Annotated in this window: 20 protein-coding genes and 5 tRNA genes; 10 read left to right on the top strand and 15 right to left on the bottom strand. The window is 43.5% G+C overall.

Annotation, left to right across the window (positions count from 1 at the left end):
• From DS891_RS13175 to DS891_RS13145, 7 genes are all read left to right on the top strand, one after another.
• Nucleotides 1-1,584, top strand: a complete 1,584-nt coding sequence (locus tag DS891_RS13175; RefSeq protein ID WP_211200812.1) for an ABC transporter substrate-binding protein — start codon at nucleotides 1-3, stop codon at nucleotides 1,582-1,584.
• A gap of 1 nt (nucleotide 1,585) precedes the next feature.
• Nucleotides 1,586-2,620: an ABC transporter permease subunit gene (locus DS891_RS13170; protein ID WP_174170016.1), complete on the top strand. Its 1,035-nt coding sequence runs from the start codon at nucleotides 1,586-1,588 to the stop codon at nucleotides 2,618-2,620.
• Complete coding sequence (locus DS891_RS13165; protein ID WP_010371175.1) at nucleotides 2,607-3,500, top strand: ABC transporter permease subunit; 894 nt, start codon at nucleotides 2,607-2,609, stop codon at nucleotides 3,498-3,500. Before DS891_RS13170 ends, DS891_RS13165 begins: the two co-directional genes overlap by 14 nt.
• On the top strand, nucleotides 3,500-4,507 hold the full coding sequence (locus DS891_RS13160; protein ID WP_010606731.1) for an oligopeptide/dipeptide ABC transporter ATP-binding protein: 1,008 nt from the start codon (nucleotides 3,500-3,502) through the stop codon (nucleotides 4,505-4,507). Before DS891_RS13165 ends, DS891_RS13160 begins: the two co-directional genes overlap by 1 nt.
• Nucleotides 4,492-5,253 carry an ATP-binding cassette domain-containing protein gene (locus DS891_RS13155; RefSeq protein ID WP_095727429.1) on the top strand — a complete coding sequence of 254 codons (762 nt, stop codon included), beginning with the start codon at nucleotides 4,492-4,494 and terminating at the stop codon, nucleotides 5,251-5,253. Before DS891_RS13160 ends, DS891_RS13155 begins: the two co-directional genes overlap by 16 nt.
• A gap of 18 nt (nucleotides 5,254-5,271) precedes the next feature.
• Nucleotides 5,272-6,300, top strand: a complete 1,029-nt coding sequence (locus tag DS891_RS13150) for an AraC family transcriptional regulator (RefSeq protein ID WP_174170015.1) — start codon at nucleotides 5,272-5,274, stop codon at nucleotides 6,298-6,300.
• Nucleotides 6,301-6,369: 69 nt separating this feature from the next.
• A complete protein-coding gene (locus DS891_RS13145; protein ID WP_174170014.1) occupies nucleotides 6,370-7,494 on the top strand; it encodes a nuclear transport factor 2 family protein in 1,125 nt (374 codons plus the stop codon).
• A 206-nt stretch (nucleotides 7,495-7,700) separates the two neighbouring features.
• Here DS891_RS13145 and DS891_RS13140 read toward each other — a convergent pair whose 3' ends face one another.
• Nucleotides 7,701-8,996, bottom strand: a complete 1,296-nt coding sequence (locus DS891_RS13140; protein WP_174170013.1) for a polysaccharide deacetylase family protein — start codon at nucleotides 8,994-8,996, stop codon at nucleotides 7,701-7,703.
• 299 nt (nucleotides 8,997-9,295) lie between these two features.
• Here DS891_RS13140 and DS891_RS13135 point away from each other — a divergent pair, with 299 nt between their 5' ends.
• Nucleotides 9,296-10,654, top strand: a complete 1,359-nt coding sequence (locus tag DS891_RS13135; protein WP_174170113.1) for an IS4 family transposase — start codon at nucleotides 9,296-9,298, stop codon at nucleotides 10,652-10,654.
• Between the two features lie 6 nt (nucleotides 10,655-10,660).
• On the opposite strand, the gene DS891_RS13130 is transcribed toward DS891_RS13135, so the two are convergent.
• The 11 genes from DS891_RS13130 to DS891_RS13080 all read right to left on the bottom strand — a co-directional run bounded on the left by DS891_RS13130 (nucleotide 10,661) and on the right by DS891_RS13080 (nucleotide 20,312).
• Complete coding sequence (locus tag DS891_RS13130; RefSeq protein WP_174170012.1) at nucleotides 10,661-12,571, bottom strand: SurA N-terminal domain-containing protein; 1,911 nt, start codon at nucleotides 12,569-12,571, stop codon at nucleotides 10,661-10,663.
• 173 nt (nucleotides 12,572-12,744) lie between these two features.
• Nucleotides 12,745-13,017, bottom strand: coding sequence for a nucleoid-associated protein HU-beta (hupB, locus tag DS891_RS13125; RefSeq protein ID WP_010371157.1), 273 nt, complete (start codon nucleotides 13,015-13,017; stop codon nucleotides 12,745-12,747).
• A 216-nt stretch (nucleotides 13,018-13,233) separates the two neighbouring features.
• Nucleotides 13,234-15,591: an endopeptidase La gene (gene lon, locus DS891_RS13120; protein WP_017216125.1), complete on the bottom strand. Its 2,358-nt coding sequence runs from the start codon at nucleotides 15,589-15,591 to the stop codon at nucleotides 13,234-13,236.
• Nucleotides 15,592-15,884: 293 nt separating this feature from the next.
• The gene (clpX, locus tag DS891_RS13115) at nucleotides 15,885-17,168 is read right to left on the bottom strand and encodes an ATP-dependent protease ATP-binding subunit ClpX (RefSeq protein ID WP_010606725.1); all 1,284 of its coding nucleotides are present in this window, start codon (nucleotides 17,166-17,168) and stop codon (nucleotides 15,885-15,887) included.
• A 122-nt stretch (nucleotides 17,169-17,290) separates the two neighbouring features.
• Nucleotides 17,291-17,908, bottom strand: a complete 618-nt coding sequence (clpP, locus tag DS891_RS13110; RefSeq protein WP_010606724.1) for an ATP-dependent Clp endopeptidase proteolytic subunit ClpP — start codon at nucleotides 17,906-17,908, stop codon at nucleotides 17,291-17,293.
• Between the two features lie 333 nt (nucleotides 17,909-18,241).
• Entirely contained in the window at nucleotides 18,242-19,546 is a 1,305-nt protein-coding gene (gene tig, locus DS891_RS13105; protein WP_010606723.1) for a trigger factor, read from the bottom strand.
• 277 nt (nucleotides 19,547-19,823) lie between these two features.
• A tRNA-Pro gene (locus DS891_RS13100) sits at nucleotides 19,824-19,900 on the bottom strand.
• A gap of 21 nt (nucleotides 19,901-19,921) precedes the next feature.
• Nucleotides 19,922-19,998 (bottom strand) — tRNA-Pro (locus DS891_RS13095).
• Between the two features lie 19 nt (nucleotides 19,999-20,017).
• Nucleotides 20,018-20,093 (bottom strand) — tRNA-His (locus tag DS891_RS13090).
• A gap of 24 nt (nucleotides 20,094-20,117) precedes the next feature.
• A tRNA-Arg gene (locus DS891_RS13085) sits at nucleotides 20,118-20,194 on the bottom strand.
• Between the two features lie 41 nt (nucleotides 20,195-20,235).
• Nucleotides 20,236-20,312 (bottom strand) — tRNA-Pro (locus DS891_RS13080).
• 419 nt (nucleotides 20,313-20,731) lie between these two features.
• Between DS891_RS13080 and folD the strand changes: the two genes are divergently transcribed.
• On the top strand, nucleotides 20,732-21,586 hold the full coding sequence (folD, locus tag DS891_RS13075) for a bifunctional methylenetetrahydrofolate dehydrogenase/methenyltetrahydrofolate cyclohydrolase FolD (protein ID WP_102057141.1): 855 nt from the start codon (nucleotides 20,732-20,734) through the stop codon (nucleotides 21,584-21,586).
• Nucleotides 21,587-21,648: 62 nt separating this feature from the next.
• On the opposite strand, the gene DS891_RS13070 is transcribed toward folD, so the two are convergent.
• The 3 genes from DS891_RS13070 to prmB all read right to left on the bottom strand — a co-directional run bounded on the left by DS891_RS13070 (nucleotide 21,649) and on the right by prmB (nucleotide 24,227).
• A complete protein-coding gene (locus DS891_RS13070) occupies nucleotides 21,649-22,080 on the bottom strand; it encodes a hypothetical protein (RefSeq protein ID WP_174170011.1) in 432 nt (143 codons plus the stop codon).
• Between the two features lie 66 nt (nucleotides 22,081-22,146).
• The gene (aroC, locus tag DS891_RS13065; RefSeq protein ID WP_010606720.1) at nucleotides 22,147-23,244 is read right to left on the bottom strand and encodes a chorismate synthase; all 1,098 of its coding nucleotides are present in this window, start codon (nucleotides 23,242-23,244) and stop codon (nucleotides 22,147-22,149) included.
• A 47-nt stretch (nucleotides 23,245-23,291) separates the two neighbouring features.
• Nucleotides 23,292-24,227, bottom strand: coding sequence for a 50S ribosomal protein L3 N(5)-glutamine methyltransferase (gene prmB / locus DS891_RS13060; RefSeq protein WP_026000853.1), 936 nt, complete (start codon nucleotides 24,225-24,227; stop codon nucleotides 23,292-23,294).
• 96 nt (nucleotides 24,228-24,323) lie between these two features.
• Between prmB and smrB the strand changes: the two genes are divergently transcribed.
• Nucleotides 24,324-24,875, top strand: a complete 552-nt coding sequence (smrB, locus tag DS891_RS13055) for an endonuclease SmrB (protein WP_010606719.1) — start codon at nucleotides 24,324-24,326, stop codon at nucleotides 24,873-24,875.
• Nucleotides 24,876-24,950: the final 75 nt, after the last annotated feature.

The following is a 24,950-nucleotide window of genomic DNA, read 5'->3' as shown; positions in this document are numbered from 1 at the left end:
CTGTGTACCGCTTTATTTGGCTGTACGGATCAGACGCCAAATAAAGTGAATGATAAGTCACAAGGCTTAGTATATTGTGCAGAAGCGAACCCTGTGTCATTTAATCCACAAGTGACCACAACAGGGTCTACGATTGATATTATTGCCAATCAGCTTTATGACACCTTGATCAGTATTGATCCTGAAAGCGGCGAATTCTTACCTGAGTTGGCAACGTCTTGGCAGGTCAGCGATGACGGTAAATCTTTCACTTTTACCCTGAGGGATGATGTCCAATTTCACGATACCCTCTACTTCACACCAACAAGAAAAATGAATGCCGATGATGTGGTATTCTCATTTAACCGTTTATTTGATGTTTACAATCCGTACCACTTTGTTGGTGATGCAAATTATCCTTATTTTCAAAGTATTGGACTCGACCAACTGATCCGCCAAGTAAAAAAAGTGGATGAACATACCGTTCGCTTTGATCTGTTCAACGCGGAAAGTAGCTTTTTATCCAATATCGCCACAGACTTCGCTGTCATTCTTTCTAAAGAATATGCCGATCAGCTTATACAGCTTGAACATAAGCAAGATTTTGATCAAAAGCCCGTAGGCACAGGTCCGTATAAGTACCGTGAATTTTTACGTGATAACCTGATCCGGTATTATCGCCATGAGCATTACTGGAAACACCCGGTATACATGGAACAATTGGTCTACGATATCACCACCAATGGCACTAGCCGCATCGCAAAAATGCTAACTAAAGAATGTGATATTACGGCGCACCCCAGTGCTACCCAGCTCACCGTGCTTGAGCAAAGAAAAGACATAGAAGTTGAAAAGGCCGCAAATCTGAATATAGGCTACTGGGCATTCAACACCGAAAAGCCACCATTTGATAATCCGTTGGTCCGCAAAGCGCTGGCGCACAGCATAGATTTTGAAAAAATCATGCAAGCGGTATTTTACAACAATGGAATTTTAGCCCGCTCGATGCTTCCCCCTTCTTCATGGGCATTTGAAGCACAGCAAAAAATGCCAACATATGACCCTGAAAAAGCCAAAGAGTATTTGAAACAGGCTGGTCTTGAGGGTGGTTTTTCCATGACCTTATGGGCCATGCCGGTGTCGCGAATTTACAATCCTAACGCGCGGAAAATGGCTGAGCTTATTCAACGTGATCTACGTGATATTGGCGTCAATGCCAGAATCGTCGAGTACGAATGGAATACCTTTATTGAACGCGTTGGCCGCCATGAGCATGATAGCGTGTTGTTAGGCTGGGCAGCAGATACACCTGATCCAGACAATTTCTTCAGCCCATTATTGAGCTGCACTGCAACATTTAGTGGCAAAAACCCTTCCAACTGGTGTAATCCGGAGTTTGACTTATTGCTCACTCAAGCGTTAGACACCAACGATATGGAAGAAAGAAAATACTATTATCAGCAAGCACAAAAAATGGTCATTGAGCAACTGCCTCTCGTCCCAATTGCGCACGGGCTAAGGTTCCAAGCAACTAGCTCTGATATCAAGGGCGTCTCATTACGTCCATTTGGTGGTATTTCGCTCGCTGAGGCAAGGAGAGACTAACATGTTCGCAAAATATGCTTATCGACGACTGAGCTTGCTTTGCTTTATGTTGTTTACCCTAACGATATTTACTTTCGCCCTCAATTACCTGTTTCCTGGTGAGTTGATCACTAACTTCAGTGGTGAAGTCAACTCGAGTTATGCCCAAACGCAAGCGCTAGTTGAAAAATACCGTATCGAAGAAAATATCTTTGTGCAATATGGCGCGTTTATGGCTCGTATGTTTGAAGGCGACTGGGGTTTATCTTTATCATCGGGGCAGCCCGTGCTTTCTCATGTGAAACATCTATTTCCAGCAACGCTTGAGCTGTGTTTATATGCTTTGACGGTTGCAGTCTTGATTGGTGTACCAAGTGGAGTAATAGCCAGCGCTTATCATAAAAAGTGGCCAGATAAGCTCATTAACTCATTAAGCTTGATGGGATTTTCCATTCCAGTTTTTTGGTTAGCCCTGCTGCTTATTATGGCATTTTGTCTGGGCCTTGGGCTTTTCCCCATGTCCGGTAGAATTGGCTTACTTTATGAAATACAGCCCATTACTCATTTTATTCTGATTGATATTTATCTTGAAGATTTTCCCTATGGTGGTGCCGCATTTTGGGATGCACTTCATCATTTAGCGCTGCCGACAATTGTGCTGGCTATGTACCCAACGACAGTTTTGATCCGCTTTACTCGCGACTCTATGCTCGAAGTCCTCGACCAGAACTATATTAAAACAGCTAGAGCAAAAGGCCTAAATCGCAGCCAGCTTATCATCCACCACGCGCTGAGAAATGCGCTGCTTCCAGTGATAAAACAAATTGGTCTCCAATTTAGCACGCTCATCACACTTGCGATGATCACTGAGGTGATATTCTCTTGGCCTGGGATCGGTCGATGGTTAATTGAAAGCATCTATCAACGTGATTTCCCCGCCATCCAAGGGGGACTGCTCGCGGTGTCTTTCTTTGTTATCATTGCCAACATGTTGTCTGATTTTATTCACTCGATACTCGATCCGCTCGCAAGGAATCAGGCTCATGGCAAAGTTTAATCTATTTACCGAAGAGTCTAATCGCTCACCTTTATTTAGGTTATGGCGTAAATTCCGCTCAAACCACGTTGCGCTTGTGGGTTTATGGCTGTTTGTTGCCCTGACGGTATTGGCTTTAACAGCGCCGCTGATCGCGCCCTATGGTGTTAACCAGCAGCATGCTGATGCCCTGTTGCTACCACCTTCTTGGCATGACGATGGCGATGTGCGCTTTATACTCGGTACAGATGATTTAGGGCGAGACATCTTATCGCGCTTAATGAATGGAGCAACCTACACGTTTGGTTTATCTATCATTGCAGCCTTGGTTACCACCGCGCTCGGCGTCGTACTTGGTACGCTTGCTGGCGCCAGTCGAGGCTTAAAATCCAGCTTTCTTAATCACTTATTGGATATTACGCTCGCCATTCCTTCGTTACTGCTGGCCATTATCATCATTGCTATATTGGGGCCAGGTTTGATGAATACAGTGTGGGCGATTATCTTCGCGCTATTGCCACAATACATCCACTCGATTAGAAACTTAGTGGTCACTGAGCTGAGTAAAGACTATATCATCGCCTTTAAGCTTGATGGTGCAACACGCTGGAAACTGCTCGTCCGTGGCATACTGCCTAACATTTACGAGCATATCGTGGTTATCTTCACCATGGCGCTGTCGACTGCTATTTTGGATATTGCGGCACTTGGTTTCTTAAAGCTCGGTGCGCAGCCTCCATCGACCGAATGGGGTGCTATCCTCCAAGAAAACTTAAGTTTAATTTATCTCGCGCCTTGGACTGTAGGCCTCCCAGGTGTATTGCTTTTTTTGGCAGTACTGTCTACCAACTTGGTTGGTGATGGACTGCGTGAAGCGCTGAAACAACGTAAGGCAGATTAATGCAATTACTAGACATTAAGAACCTCACCATTGAACTACGTACCGAAGACGGTGTTATTCGCGCGGTTGATAAGGTCAACCTTAGCCTTAAAGAAGGCGAAGTACATGCGCTTGTCGGTGAGTCTGGCTCTGGTAAAAGTCTGATCGCCAAAGCCATTGTAGGGGTACTCAATCAGCGCTGGACAGTAACCGCAGACCGCATGCACTGGCGTGGCGTTGACCTTATGCGTTTATCTTCAGAAAAGCGCAGAAAGCTCGTCAGCCAAGATATTGCGATGATTTACCAAGAGCCAAGTCGAAGCCTTGACCCAACCGCTACCATTTTCGACCAAGTCGCGGAATCTATTCCCGATAGCGTCTTAAAAGGTGGCTTTTTTGGTCGTAGAAAAGCACGAAAAGAAAAGGTCCGAGCGCTATTGCACAAAGCTGGGATCCGAGACGATAAAAAGATCTGCAGCAGTTACCCACATGAACTTTCTGAGGGGATGTGTCAAAAGATCATGATTGCGATGGCCATCGCCAGAAGCCCTAAATTACTTATTGCCGATGAGCCAACCACCGCACTTGAGAGTACCGCCCGCGCGCAAGTATTTCGATTGCTCAAGGCATTAAACCAGCTTAAGAACATGTCGATATTAATGATTTCGCATGAGCTGGAAGAGATCTCCGACTGGTCTCATGCAATGCATGTGCTCTACTGCGGACAGATGGTTGAAGCAGGTCCTACTCAGGCTATTTTTAAACAGCCATTGCATCCCTACACCCAGGCGCTGGTTAAGAGTTTACCTGACTTTGGTCAAGGGCTCGGCCATAAAGAAGCATTCTATGCCTTGAAAGGCACGATTCCACCATTACAGCATTTACCCATAGGATGCCGCTTGGGGCCTAGATGCCCTCAAGCGCAAAAAGAATGTGTCGTCACGCCAAGGCAAAGTCGCTCGCATGGTCATAGTTACGCTTGCCACTTTCCGTTAATTAAGGTGAAGCAAAAATGCAACCCGTCTTAAAAGTACAGTCTTTAAACAAGTCCTACACTTCTCGTCAAGGACTGTTCAGACGCCGCTCGTTACAGGTACTCAGAGATGTGTCGTTTGCGCTTGCTCCCGGACAAACCCTCGCGATCATAGGCGAGACTGGCTCTGGTAAAAGTACGCTCGCCAAAGTACTTGCCGGTGCCGACATGGCAGACTCAGGACAAATATTACTGAATGGCCAAATTGTAGAAGACGCAGGTATTCGCAATCATGACTGCCGTACTATTCGCCTTATCTTTCAAGACCCAACTCGCTCGCTCAACCCGGGTCTCACCATTGGGGACATCCTTGATGATTGTCTGCAATACAATACAGAACTCACTGAAGAGCAGCGCTATAAGAAAATCCGCATCACGCTCAGCCGCGTCGGGCTACTTGGCGAACACATAGACTATTATCCTCATATGTTTAGTGGCGGGCAGTTACAGCGGGTTGCCTTAGCGCGGGCCCTTATTTTAGACCCAAAAGTGCTGGTATTGGATGAAGCGTTGTCATCATTAGACCCATCCGTACGCGCGCAAACCGTAAATCTGCTGCTAGAGCTACAAGCAGCAACAGGACTTGCATACGTGCTTATCACACATCATTTGAGTTTGGTTCGTCACATGAGTGATGAGATTTTGGTATTAAATCGCGGCAAAGTCGTCGAATATGGCGAAACCGAACGTGTGTTCAATACTCCAAAATCTAAAACCATGCAGAAGCTGCTATCAGCATAATTTCGCGGGGAATAAGTAATGGATTTTAGTGCCCATCTGTTATTTTTCTTCTCACTTATCGGGGTGTTTAATGGCTTTATTCTCAGCGCCCTACTGCTAATAAAATTTCAGGAGGCAAAGGCACTGCGCTGGGTGTCGGTGCTCCTCATTTTACTCTGTATTCGAATTGGTAAATCAGTCCTTTTTTACTTTAACCCAGAGCTGGATAAAACGATCCTGCAAATAGGTTTGAGTGCCTACTTTTTGCTTGGTCCCTGCCTGCTTAATTTTGTACTTGCAAGCTACAGTAAAACCAAAAATCGTTATCTAACAATACACTTTTTGGCATTAAGCGGTTTTATTATTGGATTTGGTATACTTATGCCCTATCAGCTTCACCCTGAAATTTGGCAAATGTGGGGTTACAAAGGCACATCCTATTTTTGGCTAGGTTATTTACTGATAAGTTCTTATACTTTCTATCGTCTAGCTACAGGCAAAAGCGCCAATGGCAACGCTGAGTTTCATCTAACTTTGGTTGTGATCTGCGGTTGCTGGCTCATTTGGGCCGCGTATTTCTTTTCGTCATTCACTTCTTACATCACAGGAGCACTCACGTTCAGCTTTGTGCTCTATTTAAGCATCCTTTTCGCACCCAAATTACTACGAAAACCAACTGCTAATGAAAAGAAATATGCCAATACGCACATAAGCGACGATGAATACAATCAGCTCATAGCCAAACTTGAGTCGTTAATGTCAGAAAGCAAGCTAATTACTGAGCCGGATTTAACGCTCCCCCGATTGGCCAAACGATTAGGCACGAGCCACAACAAATTATCGCAAATAGTAAATCGCCACTATCATTGTAACTTTAAACAATATCTCAATGGCTTGAGAGTTGAATATGCGAAACACTTGCTTTCGAGCACCAACCTGCCGCTGGAACACCTTGCACTGGAGTGTGGTTTTAATTCTGCATCCACATTTTTTGCCGCATTTAAGAAGCTCACGGGGTACTCTCCAAATAGCTTTAAGCACTCCGAGAACATACTCTCAGACTCCTAAAATATACTCTAGGTGACTGCTTTAATTAAATAAGTTTATGTTTCTTCTGAGTCATTACAGGAGAAGCTTATGACCCTATCAAAACTAGTACCATTGTTATTTTTACTACTTATCCAAACCAGCATCGCCATCGCTTTTGAGGATGAGACCGCTAAAATTACCGCTACACTAAACCACTACATCAGTGGCACCGCGAATAACCAGCCTGAAATGATAAGAAAAGCGTTTCATCCCAATGCGATGCTTATTTTAGAAAAGTCAGACCAAGCGATGTGGCAAGTCCCGTTGAAAGAGTATTTGAGTTGGTATAAAGGTCCGAAAAAAGACACAGTCAGACGCGCCAAAATTCTAAATATCAGCGTGAATGATCACCTTGCACAGGCCAAAATCCGTATTGATATATTGAAGTCAAACGTGCAGTACATCGATCACCTACTCCTAAAGGAAATAGCTGGCACATGGAAAATCATCAGTAAATCTGCGCAGCAAACCACGCTAACTTCCGAGCAAGTAACGAACTTAGGTCGCCGAGTGCTCATTGTCGCATCAAGCAAGGCCTTTCACGGCGATAGTCAGCTGCCAGCTGGCACGAGCTTCGAAGAGCTTCTCAGTGCCTATGACGTATTTACTCAAGCAGGACTAATTGTTGATTTTGTCAGCACACAAGGTGGCGCGCTAAACCTGAGCTATATAAATACTTCAAACGGTGAACATAAAAAGTACCTTTACCAACCTGACTATATGTATGCGCTCAGCAACACAATGCGCCCAGCTGAAGTCGACCCTAGCCAATATGCGGCAATCTATTATGTAGGCGGCAGTAATGCCATGTATGAAGTAGCAGAAAACCTTACTCTACAGCGTATTGCTATGCATATATATGAACAAAACCAAGGTGTTGTTGCCGCTGTATGCCACGGCACAGCTGGTATCGTTAATTTGCGCTTGAAAAATGGCGAGTATCTCATCAAAGGAAAACAAATCACCGGTTACCCTACCGCATTTGAAAATCCAGATAGAGCGTATTTCAAGCATTTTCCTTTTCAAATTCAGCCTAAAGTGGAAGAGCTTGGAGGGAATTTTGTATATGGAGAGCGGGATGCGTCTTTTATCAAGGTAGATAGCCGCATAGTGACGGGCCAGAATTATCAGTCTTCGCAGGCCGTAGCAAGAGCTGTATTAACTCTATTTTGAATACCAGGGCGGCTATAATATTGACCGCCCTATTCAATCACCCTTTTAGTTAACCTTAGGTTTGGATAAGGAATGAACTAACTTATTGTTTTTAAAGTTCACCTTAATTTACACCCTTATCTAGCAAGAGAGTTTTAGAGGTAACACCGCTTCCACGCCCTGCTAAAGCTGACTGCTAGCAAGGCATTAATTATCCGCAGTTCAGATTAATTAGTCGTGTCACCCTTAAAATTCATACACTCACTGGTATGACAAAACTTTAAACCTTTCGCACTTGCATAAGCCAATACATTTTCAAGATTTTCTGGAGTGATATACCACTCATTTCCAGTTTTACCAATGACATGCGTTGCTAAATATAGCGTCTCACCACCTTTTAAGGTATCAATCGCATTCTGGATCTTGTCCAAATCAAAGCGATGTGAGTCCATAGATAATCCCGTTGTGATCGGTCTATCACTGCGTTCGCCTCTATAAATAACAGAAGACCAAGAAGCAAACTTACGTACATGAGTAAAATATTTCTTGATTTCACGATCAGTTTCTTTCGTATAAGCCCCGAATGGGTACGCATAAGATGTTACCGTCAAACCATCTTTTCTCATCGCGTCAAGCTGTGGTGTGATATCATCTGCTATCCACTTCTGAACACCATTTTCTTCGGAGTAAATCTTCGCATGACGATGTATTACTCCATGATGACCGATTTCGTGACCTCGGTTTTCTATATCAGCCACTTTTGAATGATCAATAGTAGAGTAATGGCTGACATAATAGGTAAATGTTGCGTTATATTTATCAAATAGATCAAGGTGGTCATGGATAGAGTTTAATGCGCCGCCATCGTCAAAAGAAATATTAATCTGTTTAGGCCAAACAGAGCTTTGATTATGAAGGAAGTCCTCAACTGCCCCCTGAAGCGCAGCATACTCAAAGTGGCTCTCTGGTATCGCTAAAATCAGCTCGTCATATGCCCACTGATCCAGTTTACCATCTTCAAAAAATATGCCCCTAAGCCCAACTTCCTTCAATCTATTAGGTGTGAGTAAAGATTTACTATTTAATTCAAAAAGCTCGACAACTTTGCACAATCGATGTTTGAGAGCCGCCAACTGTAATTCATCTTGTGTCGTATTAAAATATCCCTGAATTACAGATAGATTTTCCGCAGTTACACATCCAAATTCAGCAATTTCAAAGTCTTTTAAAGCAAGAGAGGTAGTACTTTCTGCTCCTTGTGCACTCAGAATACGCTTAATTACCTCTTCTTTTGTTTCTTTTACGGGATTATTAGAATTATCTGAATCGTCGGTATTGGTATTATCTTTATCTGAATTATCAGTATCCGAGGAGTTATCAGTATTAGTTCCATTATTGTCAGTTGAAGTGTTATCTCCTTGACCTCCCTCTACAGGTAACTCTATAACAGTCTTACTGTCACTGTTACAACCCGATACTGATAGCAATAAGGCTACAATCCATGCGCTATATCTATATTTCATAAAGTTCCTATTTTATATACGCCGTTCCCAAAATAGAGGATACTAAATAGGGGAACAATATTTGTCAATAAAGGAACAATAAAGAATTTATTATTTGAAATTAACCATCCAGAAAATTAATAATTAAAAACCTTTAAACAAACAAAATTTAACAAAAAAGTACCATAATAAGAGGCCAAAAACATAAAAAAGGCGCCGTGTTGGCTAATGCCGATCAGTTAAGAAGTTGATCGGTTGACCGATCAAAATGATCATGCACAATCCGTAGTTAGGCAACTAACTACGGATTTTTTGTGAATATAGAACAAGCTCTTCACTCAGCTTTTGAAGAAAGCACGCGTTACCATACGTTTGAAAAGTTATCTGAAATTTTATCTTCTGAACTTATTGAACAAGGTTTTCAACAAGCAGGAGTAGCCACCGTTAGAAAGCGTAGGTTACCTCTAGAAGCGGTGCTTTGGTCTGTTATTGGCATGGCATTATTCCGTAAAGAGTCGGTCTGGAATATTGCGAATAAACTAGACATTATGTTGCCTGGTAAAAATCAGTTAGTCGCGCCGAGTGCGATGGTTCAGGCTCGCCAGCGATTAGGGGATGAACCCGTTAAGCAAGTCTTTAATAAAGCTGCTGATAATATGTACCACAACGAAGAGTTTGAAACGTGGGCTGGGTTAAATTTGCTAGCGGTTGATGGTGTTGTTTGGCGTACGGCCGACTCAGATGAAAATCGCGAAGCGTTCTCATCAGCTAGCAACCAATATGGTGATACAAGTTTCCCACAAATTCGCATGGTATGTCATATGGAACTCACCAGCCACCAACTTATAAGCAGTGAGTTTGATAGCTATAAGACGAATGAAATGAAGCTTGCTGAACGACTTATTGAGCGTACACCCAACCACTCGTTAACCATGTTTGATAAAGGATACTATTCACTGGGTTTGTTAAATCGATGGCACAGCACTGGAGAAGAAAGGCATTGGCTAATACCTGCCAGACCTGATTTACAATACGAAGTTGTTTCTAAGGTTGGTAAAAATGACCTAATAATTGAGCTTAAAACCACTAAGCATGCGCAAAAGAACTTCCCTGATGTTCCCGAGGTTATTAAAGCAAGATTGGTTAGTAAAACCATAAAGGGTAAAAATTATCGAATATTAACCTCAATGGTAGATAGACTCCGCTTTCCAAGTAGCGAAATAGTTGATTTATACCGCCATCGCTGGGAAATAGAGTTAGGGTATCGAGAAATAAAGCAAACAATGCTAGATAGCACATACCATCCTCGAAGTAAGCGCCCTGATATGGTTAGACAGGAGCTGTGGGGGATCCTCCTCGCATACAATTTGATTCGAAGGTTGATGACCCTAGCAGCGAGAGCCGAAGGAATATGGCCTAATCAACTCAGTTTCTCAAGCTGCTCGATGGCGGTGATTCAATACTTCTCGTCAATATCAATAATGAGTCCCGGTAACATTCCGATTCACTGGGAGCATCTGTTAGGTACGCTAAGACTATTTAAACTGCCACCTAGAAGAGAAGATAGGCAGTATCCAAGAGCGATAAAGCCTAAGCCATCAAAGTACCCACATAAAAAAGAAATGCCAGCCAGCTTAACTGACTGGCATTGGCCGTGTTGGCGCCTTTCTGCTATCTAAAAACGATTATTGCTGCTCTGTGACCTGTAACTGTGGTCTTTTCACTTCAGACTTAGCTTCAAGTGCTGCTAGTAGCTCAAGATAGTTTTTGTTTGCATAAGAAGCCGTGATTGACTGCTTCTGCTGCGCATCAACTTTGCCATCAACTTCAGGCGTGGTTACAGACTTCAGCACCACAAATGCCGAGTCACCATTACCAAGCTCTACAAGTGCAGATTCTGTTTCTGCTACACCAGGCTGAGGCAATTTAAATGCTTCTGCTGCGATAGCTGGCGGTACGTCGTAGCTACGACGCTTAAGCTCAGTCACGCTTTTCACTTCGATATTTTGTGCTTTGGCAATCTCAGCTAAAGTAGAACTACCTTGTAGTTGCTCAAATAGTGACTGTGCTTTCTCTGCAATTAATGTCGACGCTTTTTCATTGCTCAACTGCGTTTTGATCTGCGCGCTGACTTCCTCAAGTGGCTTCGTCGCTGCCGCTTTATGCTCAGCAACACGAACCACCACGATATGCTCTGGTGCAACTTCTAACACTTCAGAGTTTACGCGGTCTTCTAGCAGCTCTGGCGTGAAGATAGTATTGCTTATCGCTGGTGAATTCAGTGGCTCAGGAAGCGCATTACGACTTACCAGCTCAGTTGATTTGATTTCAACGCCAGCGGCTTCAGCAGCGTCTTGTAGCGAGTCAGCCATTTCAAAAGCAAGTTCAGCTACACGGGTTTGCTTTTGATAGAACGCATCGATCTTAGCTGCTTTTTCAAGCTCTGCACGAAGGTTGTCTTTTACGTCTTCAAAAGATTGCGCTTGTTGGCGTTGAATGTCCGTTAGCTTGATAATGTGAAAACCAAACTCAGATTCAACCACTTCAGATACATCACCTACCGCGGCAAGCGCAAATGCTGCATCTTCAAACGCCGGATCCATCATGTCCCTTTCAATCCAATCTAGATCACCGCCAAGCTCAGCGCTCACCACGTCGTCAGATTTTTCTTCTGCAACAACGGCAAAATCAGCACCGTTATTCAATTCAGCCAGAATTTCATCTGCTTTTTGTTTAGCGGCTTCAGCATCTTCGCTTGCATCAACAAGAATGTGTGACACGCGACGTCTTTCAGGTTCAAGATATTGGTTTTTTTGCTCTTCGTAATACGTTTTTAACGCTTCCTCAGTAACTGGTTCTGCAGGCGCTAAATCTTCAGCTTTTAGCTCGATATAGTTAACCGCCACCAATTCTGGAGCTTGGAACTGAGTTTGATTCAAGTCGTAATAGTTCTGAACTTCTTCATCTGATACTGACACTTCATCTTTCACCAACTCTTTGCTTAATACCGCATAGTCGATAGCACGAGTTTGTTGCTGTAGCGCAATAGATTGCTGAAGTTCGTTTTTCAGTACAAAATCAGTGCCAGCAACTGCAGAGATTAACTGCGCACGAGTCATCTCGTCACGAAGATATTCACGGAAGCTATCTGGCTGGAAGTTCATTTGACGGATAACTTGTAAGTAACGGTCGTTACTGAATTCTCCACCAATTTGAAAATATGGCATTTCAACAATCGCTTTTTTAACCTGCTCATCGCTCACACGAAGACCAAGCTCTTTAGCTAATTGAGTTTGTAATTCTTGTTGTACTAATTGATCAACAACACCTTGGCGAATTTGCGCCATATAATTAGGATCGGCTGCAATCTGTGCAAAGTATTCGCCAAACTGTTGCTCTAGTCGTGCGCGTTCATTTGAGTAAGCACGAGAAAACTTGGTTTGTGAAATCTTTACTCCGTTCACTTCTGCGACAGGCTGCTCTGTGGTTTGACCTAGGTAACCACCGATCCCTGCTAACGCAAAAGATAAGATGACTAAACCTAATACGATTTTAGCCGCCGGGCCTTGCGAGCCTTCTCTGATCTTTTCAAGCATTTATTGTTTCTCTTATCTAAGTCAAAGCACTAAAGCACTTTGTGTTTGCTAGATTTGGGTTAAGCATTACACCAATCAGATTAGTGATGGTATAAAAAAAGCGTATCTTAGCAGATACGCCTTTTATCTTGAAGCAGTTCGCGATGACTCTGCACCGCCTAATTCAAATTGAATTAGTTTACTGCGTCTTTAAGCGCTTTACCCGCTTTGAAAGATGGGATGTTAGCTGCTGCGATTTGAATAGTCTCACCAGTTTGTGGGTTACGACCAGAACGTGCAGCACGCTCGCGCACTGAGAAAGTACCAAAACCTACAAGTGCAACAGAGTCACCGTCTTTTAGTGCACCCGTTACAGACTCAATGAATGAATCTAGCGCACGACCAGCAGCCGCTTTAGAAATGTCAGCATCAGCTGCGATTTGATCGATTAATTGAGATTTATTCACAATATCATCCTCTTCCATAGTTATTGTCAAAAGTTACTTCTTACTGGTAACTTTTGCTATTCATTTAGAGACATCACAGCGACTCTCTAATTCTCGAAATCTTTCTCAAGCCTAGTGATTACGGGGCTTCCGAACCAGTAGGCTTGAATACAGTGCCTAACTTAACACACCTTTTAGATTTGAAAAGCCTTTTCACTCAATTTTTTGGCTTTTTTCTTAGTTTTTTTGCGATTCCACACTAAAACTGTCTATTGGGTGCGCTAACGCCAGTGATAATACCTCATCAATCCATGACACCGCATGAATATCAAGCCCTTCAAGAACATTCTCAGGAATTTCTTTTAAGTCGCGCTCGTTCTTTTTCGGTATTAAAACTCGTTTAATTCCACCACGGTGCGCTGCCAATAATTTCTCTTTCAGACCACCGATAGGCAGAACTTCACCACGCAAGGTAATTTCACCTGTCATCGCGACATCTGCACGCACTGGATTGCCAGTGAGGCTTGACACTAAGCCCGTTACCATCGCAATACCGGCGCTCGGACCGTCTTTCGGTGTTGCACCTTCAGGAACATGAACATGAATATCACGTTTCTCGTAGAAATCGTCATTAATGCGTAGTTTGTCAGCACGGTTGCGCACAACCGTCATTGCCGCCTGAATTGACTCTTGCATCACATCGCCCAGCGAGCCGGTGTAAGCAAGTTTGCCTTTACCTGGTACTGCCGCACATTCGATAGTGAGTAAGTCACCCCCTACTTCCGTCCATGCAAGCCCGGTAACTTGACCAACTCTATCGCCGTCTTCCGCCTTGCCGTAGTCGTGACGTTGTACACCTAAGAAGTCTTCAAGATTTTCTTGGTTAATCACAACTTGCTTAACATTTTTATCTAGCAAGATGTTCTTAACGGCTTTTCGGCATAACTTAGAAACTTCGCGCTCTAGATTACGGACACCCGCTTCACGCGTGTAGTAGCGGATAATGCCAATGATCGCACTGTCTTCAATATTGATTTCAGACTCTTTTAATCCATTGCGTTTCACTTGCTTTGGAATTAAGTGCTGCTTGGCAATATTTAGCTTTTCGTCCTCGGTGTAACCAGAAAGACGAATGACTTCCATACGGTCTAATAATGGACCTGGAATGTTAAAGCTATTAGAAGTCGCAACAAACATAACATCAGACAGATCGTAGTCCACTTCTAAATAGTGGTCTGCAAAGTTGCTATTTTGCTCTGGATCTAACACTTCTAGTAGAGCCGATGCAGGATCGCCACGCATATCCGATGACATCTTATCGATTTCATCCAACAAGAAAAGCGGGTTCTTTACGCCAACTTTCGACATGCTTTGGATCAATTTACCCGGCATTGAGCCAATATAAGTTCTTCTGTGACCACGAATTTCAGCTTCGTCGCGCACGCCACCGAGCGCCATACGTACGTACTTACGGCCAGTCGAACGCGCGATAGATTGACCTAAACTGGTTTTACCAACGCCTGGAGGACCAACTAAGCATAATATAGGACCTTTAAGCTTATTGGTGCGCTGCTGTACCGCTAGATATTCGATGATGCGGTCTTTCACTTTCTCAAGACCATAATGATCGGCATCTAGTATCTTTTGTGCACCAGCTAGGTCTTTTTTCACCTTTGAGCGTTTTTTCCAAGGTACATTGATCATCGTCTCAATGTACGAGCGCACAACTGTCGCCTCTGCAGACATAGGTGACATCATTTTAAGTTTGTTAAGCTCTGAAAGCGCTTTTTCTTCCGCTTCTTGCGGCATATTCGCTTCGCTAATACGCTTTTTCAGGGCTTCAAATTCGTCAGGAACATCATCCAGCTCACCAAGCTCTTTCTGAATAGCTTTCATTTGCTCATTCAGATAGTACTCTCGTTGAGATTTCTCCATTTGCTTTTTAACGCGTGAGCGGATCTTCTTCTCTACTTGAAGTAAATCGATCTCGCCTTCCATCAACGCCATCAAATACTCGAGACGCTCAGTCACATCGTTAATTTCTAGCACCTTTTGTTTTTCAGGTACTTTAATTGGCATATGAGCAGCCATCGTATCCGCTAAGCGTGCAGCTTCATCGATACCCGATACTGAAGTTAGTACTTCTGGTGGGATCTTTTTATTTAGCTTCACATAGCCTTCGAACTGGCTAATTGCGCTGCGAACTAATATGTCTTGCTCTTGCTCATCCACATCCTGAGATGGAATGTACTGAGCTTGCGCCAAGAAATATTCGTCTGTAATTAGAAACTCATCTATTTTTGCGCGTTGAGTACCTTCAACTAGCACTTTCACTGTGCCATCAGGTAGTTTGAGTAACTGTAGTACCGTTGCAATGGTACCAGTCTGATAGACATCATCAGTGCTTGGGTCATCAACTGAGGCGTCTTTTTGCGCAACTAAAAAGATTTGCTTGTCATTGTCCATCGCAGCTTCTAGGCATTTTATTGATTTTTCTCGACCTACAAACAGCGGGATCACCATATGCGGATACACCACTACATCGCGTAGCGCTAGCACAGGAATTTCTACTCGATCCGTTCTTTCAAGCGTCATTATGTTCTCTTCGCACTTCAATTAATTTTGGGAATACTGAGCTATATGGGGATAACGCAGATAAAGTTCAATAGTTTATAGTAATCCGCATCAAGTAGAGATCAATTTAACGTATAAAAAGCTTAGTTTTGACACTCAATTTACCGTGGTGAAATGTATGAAATATTCACCCTAAAAACTTGTCTCGCTATTGCCCTTTATTGTTATAGCAATTTGACTATATTGGTTTCTATCTGATGTGGACTAAGAAATAAAAAGGAGCGCTAGGCTCCTTTTTTCAATCTCATACTGAGCTATTCAGACGCCGCCTTTTCTTTACCGTTATTTTCGTAAATCATAATAGGGTCTGATTCGCCTTTGATCACCGTTTCATCAATGACGACTTTACTCACTTCTTCTAGTGAAGGAAGCTCATACATAGTATCAAGCAGTACGCCTTCGACAATCGAACGCAGACCGCGGGCACCCGTTTTACGCTCCATCGCTTTATGAGCAATCGCTCGTAGCGCATCTTCACGGAATTCAAGGTCAACACCTTCCATCTTAAATAGCGCCGCGTATTGCTTAGTGAGTGCATTTTTCGGCTCATTTAGGATTTCAATTAGTGCTTCTTCGTCCAGTTCAGTCAAAGTTGCAACTACAGGCAAACGACCAATAAATTCAGGAATTAAGCCGTACTTAACTAAATCTTCAGGCTCTACGTCTTTAAACGTTTCGCTTAATGAGCGCTCAGAGTCTTTAGACTTAACTTCAGCACCAAACCCAATTCCGGTATTTTTTGTACTGCGCTGCTCGATGACTTTATCTAAGCCTGCAAACGCACCACCACAGATAAACAAGATCTTAGAAGTATCTACTTGTAAAAACTCTTGTTGCGGGTGCTTTCTACCACCTTGTGGCGGAACAGATGCAACCGTGCCTTCAATCAGTTTTAGTAGTGCTTGTTGTACACCTTCACCTGACACATCACGGGTAATTGATGGGTTGTCAGATTTTCTTGAAATTTTGTCGATTTCGTCAATGTAAACAATACCACGCTGTGCTTTCTCAACGTCGTAATCACATTTTTGCAGAAGCTTTTGAATGATGTTTTCAACATCTTCCCCCACATAACCGGCTTCGGTTAATGTCGTTGCATCTGCCATGGTGAATGGAACGTCAAGTAAACGTGCAAGCGTTTCCGCTAGAAGGGTTTTACCACTACCCGTTGGACCAATTAGTAGAATATTACTCTTGCCAAGTTCTACATCACCTTTACCACCTTGGTTACGCAGGCGCTTGTAGTGATTATAAACCGCAACAGACAAGACTTTTTTAGCGTGGTCTTGACCTATCACATAATCATCTAAGTGATTTCTGATCTCTTTTGGCACAGGTAATTTATCAGACGCGTCATGCTTAGGCGCAATATCTTTGATTTCTTCCCTAATGATGTCGTTACAAAGTTCAACGCACTCGTCACATATATAGACAGATGGACCGGCAATTAACTTACGAACTTCATGCTGGCTCTTACCGCAAAATGAGCAGTAGAGTAGCTTGCTATTCTTATCGCCGTCTGTTGGAGTGTCTGACATTCAGCTACCTCATTCAATTGCTGTTATCTCTAGATAACATCGTATTTCTTTTAACTATACCAAAGAAATTTGGCTTTGGCACAGTAGAAGCCAATGAATTCAATTCATCGGCTAATTCATAATCACTTAAGCTCTCGACGAGAGTGAACCGCATCAATCAGACCATATTCTAACGCTTGATCTGCAGTCATAAAGTTGTCTCGGTCTGTGTCATGCGCAACCACATCATAAGGTTGACCGGTGTGATCCGCCATTAAGCGATTCAATTTTTCTTTGATCGCCAAGATTTCACGAGCATGAATTTCAAAATCAGAAGCCTGACCTTGGAAACCACCTAAAGGTTGGTGGATCATCACACGCGAGTTCGGCAAGCAATAACGTTTACCTTTAGCACCGCCAGATAGCAAAAATGCTCCCATACTCGCAGCCTGACCAACACAAACCGTACTAACGTCAGGCTTGATAAAGTTCATCGTGTCGTAGATTGACATTCCAGCAGTCACAGAACCACCTGGCGAGTTGATATACAAGAATATATCTTTGTCAGGGCTTTCTGATTCCAAGAACAGCATCTGCGCCACAATTAGATTGGCCATATGGTCTTCGACTTGACCTGTTAAGAAAATAATACGGTCTTTTAACAGTCGTGAGTAAATATCATAAGAACGCTCGCCTTTAGCCGTTTGCTCCACGACCATAGGTACTAACGCATTGATTGGATCGATCATACCATCATTCATGTTTTTTATTCCTTATTAGCACAGAATCTATTGCCTATTCGCAGCAACTTTCATTGGACTTAGCGCGGTCCATAAAAACATTCTGTGATCGGTGTTTAGGCTAATACTTTTTTGAGCGAATTGAAACGAGTAGATATAACTGTATCAGTAATACTCAACGAAACCTGACTCGTAAAATAAGTATAGCTAATAAAATAAGCCATGCCTCAAGATATAAGTACTTAATGCTTCAATATCAAGGCTTAAAAACAAAAATGGCCCGAATTCTCTATTAGAGTAACTCGAGCCATTTAAACTTCAGCTTAGCTGTAAGTCAATGATTTCTTCAAAGACTTATTGAGCAGCCTGTGGATTCATGATGTCGTCGAATGACTTTTCAACATCAGAAACAGATGCAGCAGCAAGTACAGCTTCAACTGCTAGCTCTTCCATCGCAACGTTGCGCATTTGCTGCATTAGTTGATCGTTTGCTTTGTAGTATTCAACTACTTCACTTGGATCTTCGTATGCAGAAGCAACTGTATCGATTAGTTCAGCAACTTTATCTTCATCAACTTTGATGTCGTTCGCTTTGATCACTTCACCTAGTAGTAGGCCAGTTTTCACGCGAGTTACCGCTTGCTCGTGGAATAGCTCTGCAGGAAGCTCAGGCATGTTTTGAGCGTTGCCACCAAAACGTTGTGCTGCTTGTTGACGAAGTGCGTCGATTTCTTGGTCGATTAGCGCTTTTGGCACTTCAACTTCGTTAGTTTCTAGAAGACCTTTGATCGCTTGATCTTTCACGTTAGCTTTAACCGCTTGGTTTAGCTCACGCTCCATGTTCTTCTTAACTTCTTCTTTAAGTGCGTCAACACCACCTTCAGCAACACCAAACTTAGTTGCGAACTCGTCAGTTAGTTCAGGAAGCTCTTGAACTTCAACTTTCTTCACAGTGATTGTGAATTGAGCCGCTTTACCTTTTAGGTTTTCAGCGTGGTATTCTTCAGGGAAAGTTACGTCAGAAACAACTTCTTCACCTGCTTTTTTACCAACGATACCGTCTTCGAAACCTGGGATCATACGACCTTGACCAAGCTCTAGAGGGAAATCTTCAGCTTTACCGCCTTCGAACTCTTCACCGTCGATTGTACCAACGAAATCAACCGTTACACGGTCTTTTTCGCCAGCTGCAGCATCACTCTCAGTCCAAGAAGCGTGTTGCTTACGAAGCGTTTCAAGCATGTTCGCTAGGTCTTCATCAGTGACAGAAACTGCAGGTTTCTCAACCGCGATTTTGTCTAGATCTTTAAGTTCAACTTCTGGGTATACTTCAAAAGTTGCATCGAATTCTAGATCTTTACCTGCTTCTAGTGACTTAGGAGCAAAAGATGGTGCGCCTGCAGGGTTGATTTTCTCAGCAATGATTGCTTCGATATAGTTACGCTGCATCAGATCGCCAGCAACTTCTTGACGTACAGCCGCGCCGTAACGCTTAGTGATGATTGACACTGGAACCTTACCAGGGCGGAAGCCATCGATACGCTGTGTTCTTGACAGTTTTTGTAGGCGTTTTTTAACTTCAGTCTCAACGTTCTCTGCAGGAACGGTGATGGTCAGACGGCGCTCAAGGCCTTGAGTCGTCTCAACAGAAACTTGCATGATTTACCTCAATCTTCATTTTTGGGCGACAAAGCGCCTTCCTTACTAACAAGACAACCATCATGCTTTTTATGGGCCTTCGGCTAAATTGCCAAACTCTCCGTTGCATGTGACGCTTGTTGCCTGCCCTACGGGCACTACGTTAATTAATAGACGCGGCATTATAACCTATTCAACGACGGAGTCGAGCAATCAGGTTAAATAATTAGGCATATTGGTGCTAATTGATTAAAAGTTAGTAAATTTGAAATAAAGGACTGAAATACTAGAGAGGAAGTGGTCGGCGATGCAGGATTTGAACCTGCGACCCCTTGGACCCAAACCAAGTGCGCTACCAAGCTGCGCTAATCGCCGAACATATGTATTTTGTAGAAGTGGTCGGCGATGCAGGATTTGAACCTGCGACCCCTTGGACCCAAACCAAGTGCGCTACCAAGCTGCGCTAATCGCCGACTAATTTTGGCATGTAGATGGGGCGACTGATGGGACTTGAACCCACGACAACCGGAATCACAATCCAGGGCTCTACCAACTGAGCTACAGCCGCCACTACATGTGGATTAAAATAAGATGGCGCACCCTGAAGGATTCGAACCTTCGACCGACGCCTTAGAAGGGCGTTGCTCTATCCAGCTGAGCTAAGGGCGCAAACTCGTAAACATCTTCATGCTACATTCTTATTTTAAAAGTGGTCGGCGATGCAGGATTTGAACCTGCGACCCCTTGGACCCAAACCAAGTGCGCTACCAAGCTGCGCTAATCGCCGACTGTGACCTTGGAGAACTAAGAACCTTTTTATCGGTGAGTCCTCGTTGGCAACGGGGTGCATAATAGTGATTTGCCCGAAGTAGGTCAAATATTTTTTTTAGTTTTTGTTTCAACTGCCTAATTTTGCCACAAATTGTTGATAAAACAGCTGACTTAAACAATTTTTGAGCGGTTCTTGTAGAACAGATCATGAAAACCTTTGCTTTTACGCAATGCAAACTTGGCGGGCTGGCTGTTTTTTGAGAAAATAGCGGGCAAATGTCCTCCTTTGTTGTAACTAAAGGGACATATAAATAGAGCGACCCCATTTTCATCTTTATTAAGCAATCATTTCATCAATACATGAAAGTGCTTGTATAGAAAAATTTAAAGGCTCTATCATCGTTCAAGTTTTTTAACCCTTAATATAGGTCAATCATGACGGCAAACATCATTGATGGCAAAGCTATCGCGAAACAAGTTCGTTCTACTGTTGCACAACGAGTTCAAGACAGACTAGCGCAAGGCCTAAGAGCGCCTGGCTTGGCTGTGGTATTAGTAGGCCAGGATCCCGCGAGCCAAGTTTATGTTGGTTCAAAGCGTAAAGCCTGTGAAGAAGTCGGATTTGTTTCTAAATCTTTCGACTTACCAGGTGACACAAGCGAAGAGCAATTACTTGCGCTTGTTGATGAGCTTAATGCAGATCCTGAAGTTGATGGGATCTTAGTACAATTGCCGCTACCTGAAGGCCTAGACGCAGAAAAAGTGTTAGAGCGTATTGATCCTCATAAAGACGTCGACGGCTTTCACCCATATAACGTAGGTCGTCTTGCCCAAAGAATGCCAGCACTGAGACCTTGTACGCCAAAAGGGATCATCACCCTACTCGACTCTACCGGTGTGCGTTATAAAGGCATGCATGCTGTTGTGGTTGGTGCTTCAAACATCGTTGGTCGTCCTATGTCGCTAGAACTATTACTTGCCGGTTGTACTACAACCGTTTGCCATAAATTTACGCAAGACTTGGAGGCTCACGTTCGTCGCGCCGATCTATTAGTTGTGGCGGTTGGTAAACCTGAGTTTATTCCAGGCGACTGGGTTAAAGAAGGCGCGATTGTCATCGATGTAGGCATTAATCGCTTAGAATCTGGCAAACTGGTAGGTGACGTGCAATACGACATCGCAGAACAAAACGCGAGCTTTATTACCCCAGTGCCAGGTGGTGTGGGCCCAATGACCGTCGCAAGCTTAATCGAAAATACGCTAGAAGCGTGTGAAAAATATCACAGCTAAACGCTGTTAGTTTATAGCTGTAATAAAAGCCTCAGTTGAGGCTTTTATTATTTTAAGCCTCACTAACTCATTAGCGTGTCCTTGTTCGCTTTGTTTTCTTCCTGAGTTACCGCTTCTCTCATCGCTTCTTGTAAGGCAGCCATCCGCTCTTCTAATTCTTCAGGTGAAATTTTTCCCTCAGCCGCAAGCTTTTCAAGTTCTGCCATTTTCTCTTTTAATTCGTCAATTTTCTCTTTATTTGCCCCTAAGCGGCTAAACATTACCGCTTCTCTCATTTTTTCGAGAAATGACTGATTACGCTCCACCACTTCATATTTATATGGCTCGCCAGCTTTATTATCCAGTACAGGGGATGATTGGGTTGCGATGGTAGCAGCCGCGACATAGTCTTGCTCCTGCGCAGCGGTATTAGCTCGTTTAGTTTGGGCAAGGCTTTGCTGCTCCGAAACAGACTCAGTGGTACGAATTGCGGAGTGGGTTTGGTAAGTGATCATGATTGCTCTCCTTGATTTGTCCAAGAAAAGCAATCACTGTGCCAAAATTAGCTTACTCGCTACTGGCTAGATATGACCAGGAATTGGCTTATGCGGCAAATTGACGTCTTGGTTTTGACCACGGTGACGTAATAAGTGATCCATGAGCGTAATAGCCAACATGGCTTCTGCGATTGGAATGGCACGAATACCAACACAAGGGTCATGGCGACCCTTAGTCACAACTTCTTGTGGTTGGTTGTGGGTATCAATACTCTGCCCCGGTACCGAGATACTTGAAGTCGGTTTTAGCGCAATTGATGCGATAATATCTTGCCCTGTAGAAATACCCGCTAAAACGCCGCCTGCATGATTAGAAGTAAATCCCTGTGGCGTTAGCTCATCTCTATGCTCAGAGCCCTTTTGCTCAACCACATCAAAGCCATCACCAATCTCTACACCTTTTACGGCATTAATGCTCATCAAGGAGTGCGCTATCTCAGCATCCAGACGGTCAAACACTGGCTCACCTAAACCAACAGGCACATTTTTCGCCACGACTTTTACTTTCGCGCCGACTGAATCACCTTCTTTTTTCAGCGTACGCATATATTCATCTAGCGCTTCTAGCTTAGCTTCATCGGGAAAGAAAAATGGATTGGTCTCAACCGCTGACCAATCATAATGCTCGGCTTTAATCGGGCCTAATTGAGAAAGACAGGCATTGATTTCGATGCCGTGGACTTGCTTGAGATACTTTTTCGCAATTGCACCTGCTGCAACTCGAATGGCAGTTTCACGTGCCGACGACCTACCACCACCGCGATAATCTCTATGCCCGTATTTGTGCCAATAGGTATAGTCGCCGTGACCCGGACGGAACAAGTCTTTGATGTTTGAGTAATCTTTTGAACGTTGGTCGGTATTTTCAATCAACAATCCAATGCTCGTACCTGTGGTCTTGCCTTCAAACACACCCGAGAGAATTTTTATCTCATCGCCCTCTCGGCGCTGTGTTGTGTAGCGGCTTTGACCTGGTTTACGTCTATCTAAATCGATTTGTAAATCAGCTTCAGTGATCTCAAGCCCTGGTGGTACACCATCCACCACGCCACCAAGCGCGGCGCCATGGCTTTCACCAAAGGTCGACACCTTAAATAATTGGCCAATGCTATTGCCTGCCATCGTTTTTCCTCATTCCTAAATAGACGATAGAGAGCATTGGCTCCCTATCAGTTTTTAAAGTATTCCAATAGTTGTTGTTTGGATACGACAAAGACCCCTAAACCACCATGCTCAAAGTCTAACCAAGTAAATGGCGCTTCAGGAAATTGCTGCTCCATATGTACCATAGAATTGCCAACTTCGACAAATAACAAACCATCATCATTTAGATGATCGGCCGCTTCTGCCAGTAGTGTGCGGGTCACATCAAGGCCATCTTCTCCTGACGCCAAGCCAAGCTCTGGCTCATGATGGAACTCCTCTGGCAGATCTGACATATCTTCTGCATCAACATAAGGAGGGTTCGCTACGATTAAATCGTACTTTTGACCCGGTACACCACTAAATACATCAGATTGGATAGCAAAGACTCTGTCTTGCATCATATGCTGATTGATATTGTGATCAGCCACTTCTAAGGCTTCAAAAGAAATATCGACTGCGTCTACTTGTGCGCGCTCAAATGCTTTGGCCAATGCAATCGCAATACAACCAGAACCCGTACACATATCTAAAATACGCGTTACTTTATTCGGTGCAGCTACCCAGGGGGCAAAATGTTTTGCGATTAACTCTGCAAATGGTGAGCGTGGTACTAATACGCGCTCATCAACATAAAACGGCATACCAGCAAACCAAGCTTGATTGGTTAAGTAGGCGACGGGAATACGCTGCTCAATACGTGCTTTGATAAACTCCATCAGATGCGCTTTTTCACTTTGTGTCATACGCGCATGCATGATTTCTTTGGGAGCATCAATTGGCATATGCAGCACGGGAAGCACTAAACTGACCGCTTCGTCCCAAGGATTATCCGTACCATGACCAAAAAATACCTCGTTACTCACAAACTGGCTCGCTGTCCAGCGTACCCAGTCCTGAATGGTATGTAAGTCTTGAAAGGCTTCAACGGCCATTTCTTCGGTAATAAGTGGTTGCGACATTTCCGTCATGATGACTCTCTAAAGATCAAACTATATGGCGCTATTGTAGCGGTTTTTAAGCTAGGTTTTTATGCTTTTTTTATTTAAAATGCCATCATGAACAGAGAATCTAAAACTAATGCTGACCTAAATGACGATTTCGCGATGTTTCGTGAGTCTTTGAATGGTGTAAAACCCCTCAAACAAGATCAGGTGCAGCTCAAACAAAAGAAAAAAATTCAGAGCGTTGAGCTGAAGCAACAAGTCAAGCAGCAGCAATCTGAGTTTTACTTTTCTGACGAGTATATTCCTGATATTGATACCTCGGGAACCATTAATTTCGTAAAGCCCGGAGCTGATCGCTATTTAGCAAAGCAGCTAAGGCGTGGTGACTACGCGCCCGAACTCATCTTAGATTTACACGGACTAAATAAAGAAACGGTAAAACAAGAACTGGCAGCATTAATTCATGCTTGTAAGAAACAGCATATTGCTTGTGCGTGCGTGGTGCATGGAATTGGTGAGCGTGTGCTTAAACATAAAGTACCGCAGTATCTTGTCCAGCATCCAGATATACTGGCGATGCACCAAGCACCTTTAGAATATGGTGGTAAAGGGGCGGTATTAATCTTGGTTGACCTACCTGATGACCCTAACTTTGGCCGTTAATTCGGCCCAAACCTTGTTTTTCATCCTTTCTTACTTCGCTTAATCCAGCCTTAATAAATTTAACTAAATCTTAGC

This window comes from Pseudoalteromonas sp. JC28 (assembly GCF_013319255.1).
Lineage (GTDB): Bacteria > Pseudomonadota > Gammaproteobacteria > Enterobacterales > Alteromonadaceae > Pseudoalteromonas.
Note: the sequence above shows the minus strand (reverse complement) of the source record. Positions and strands in the feature narration are given on the sequence as shown.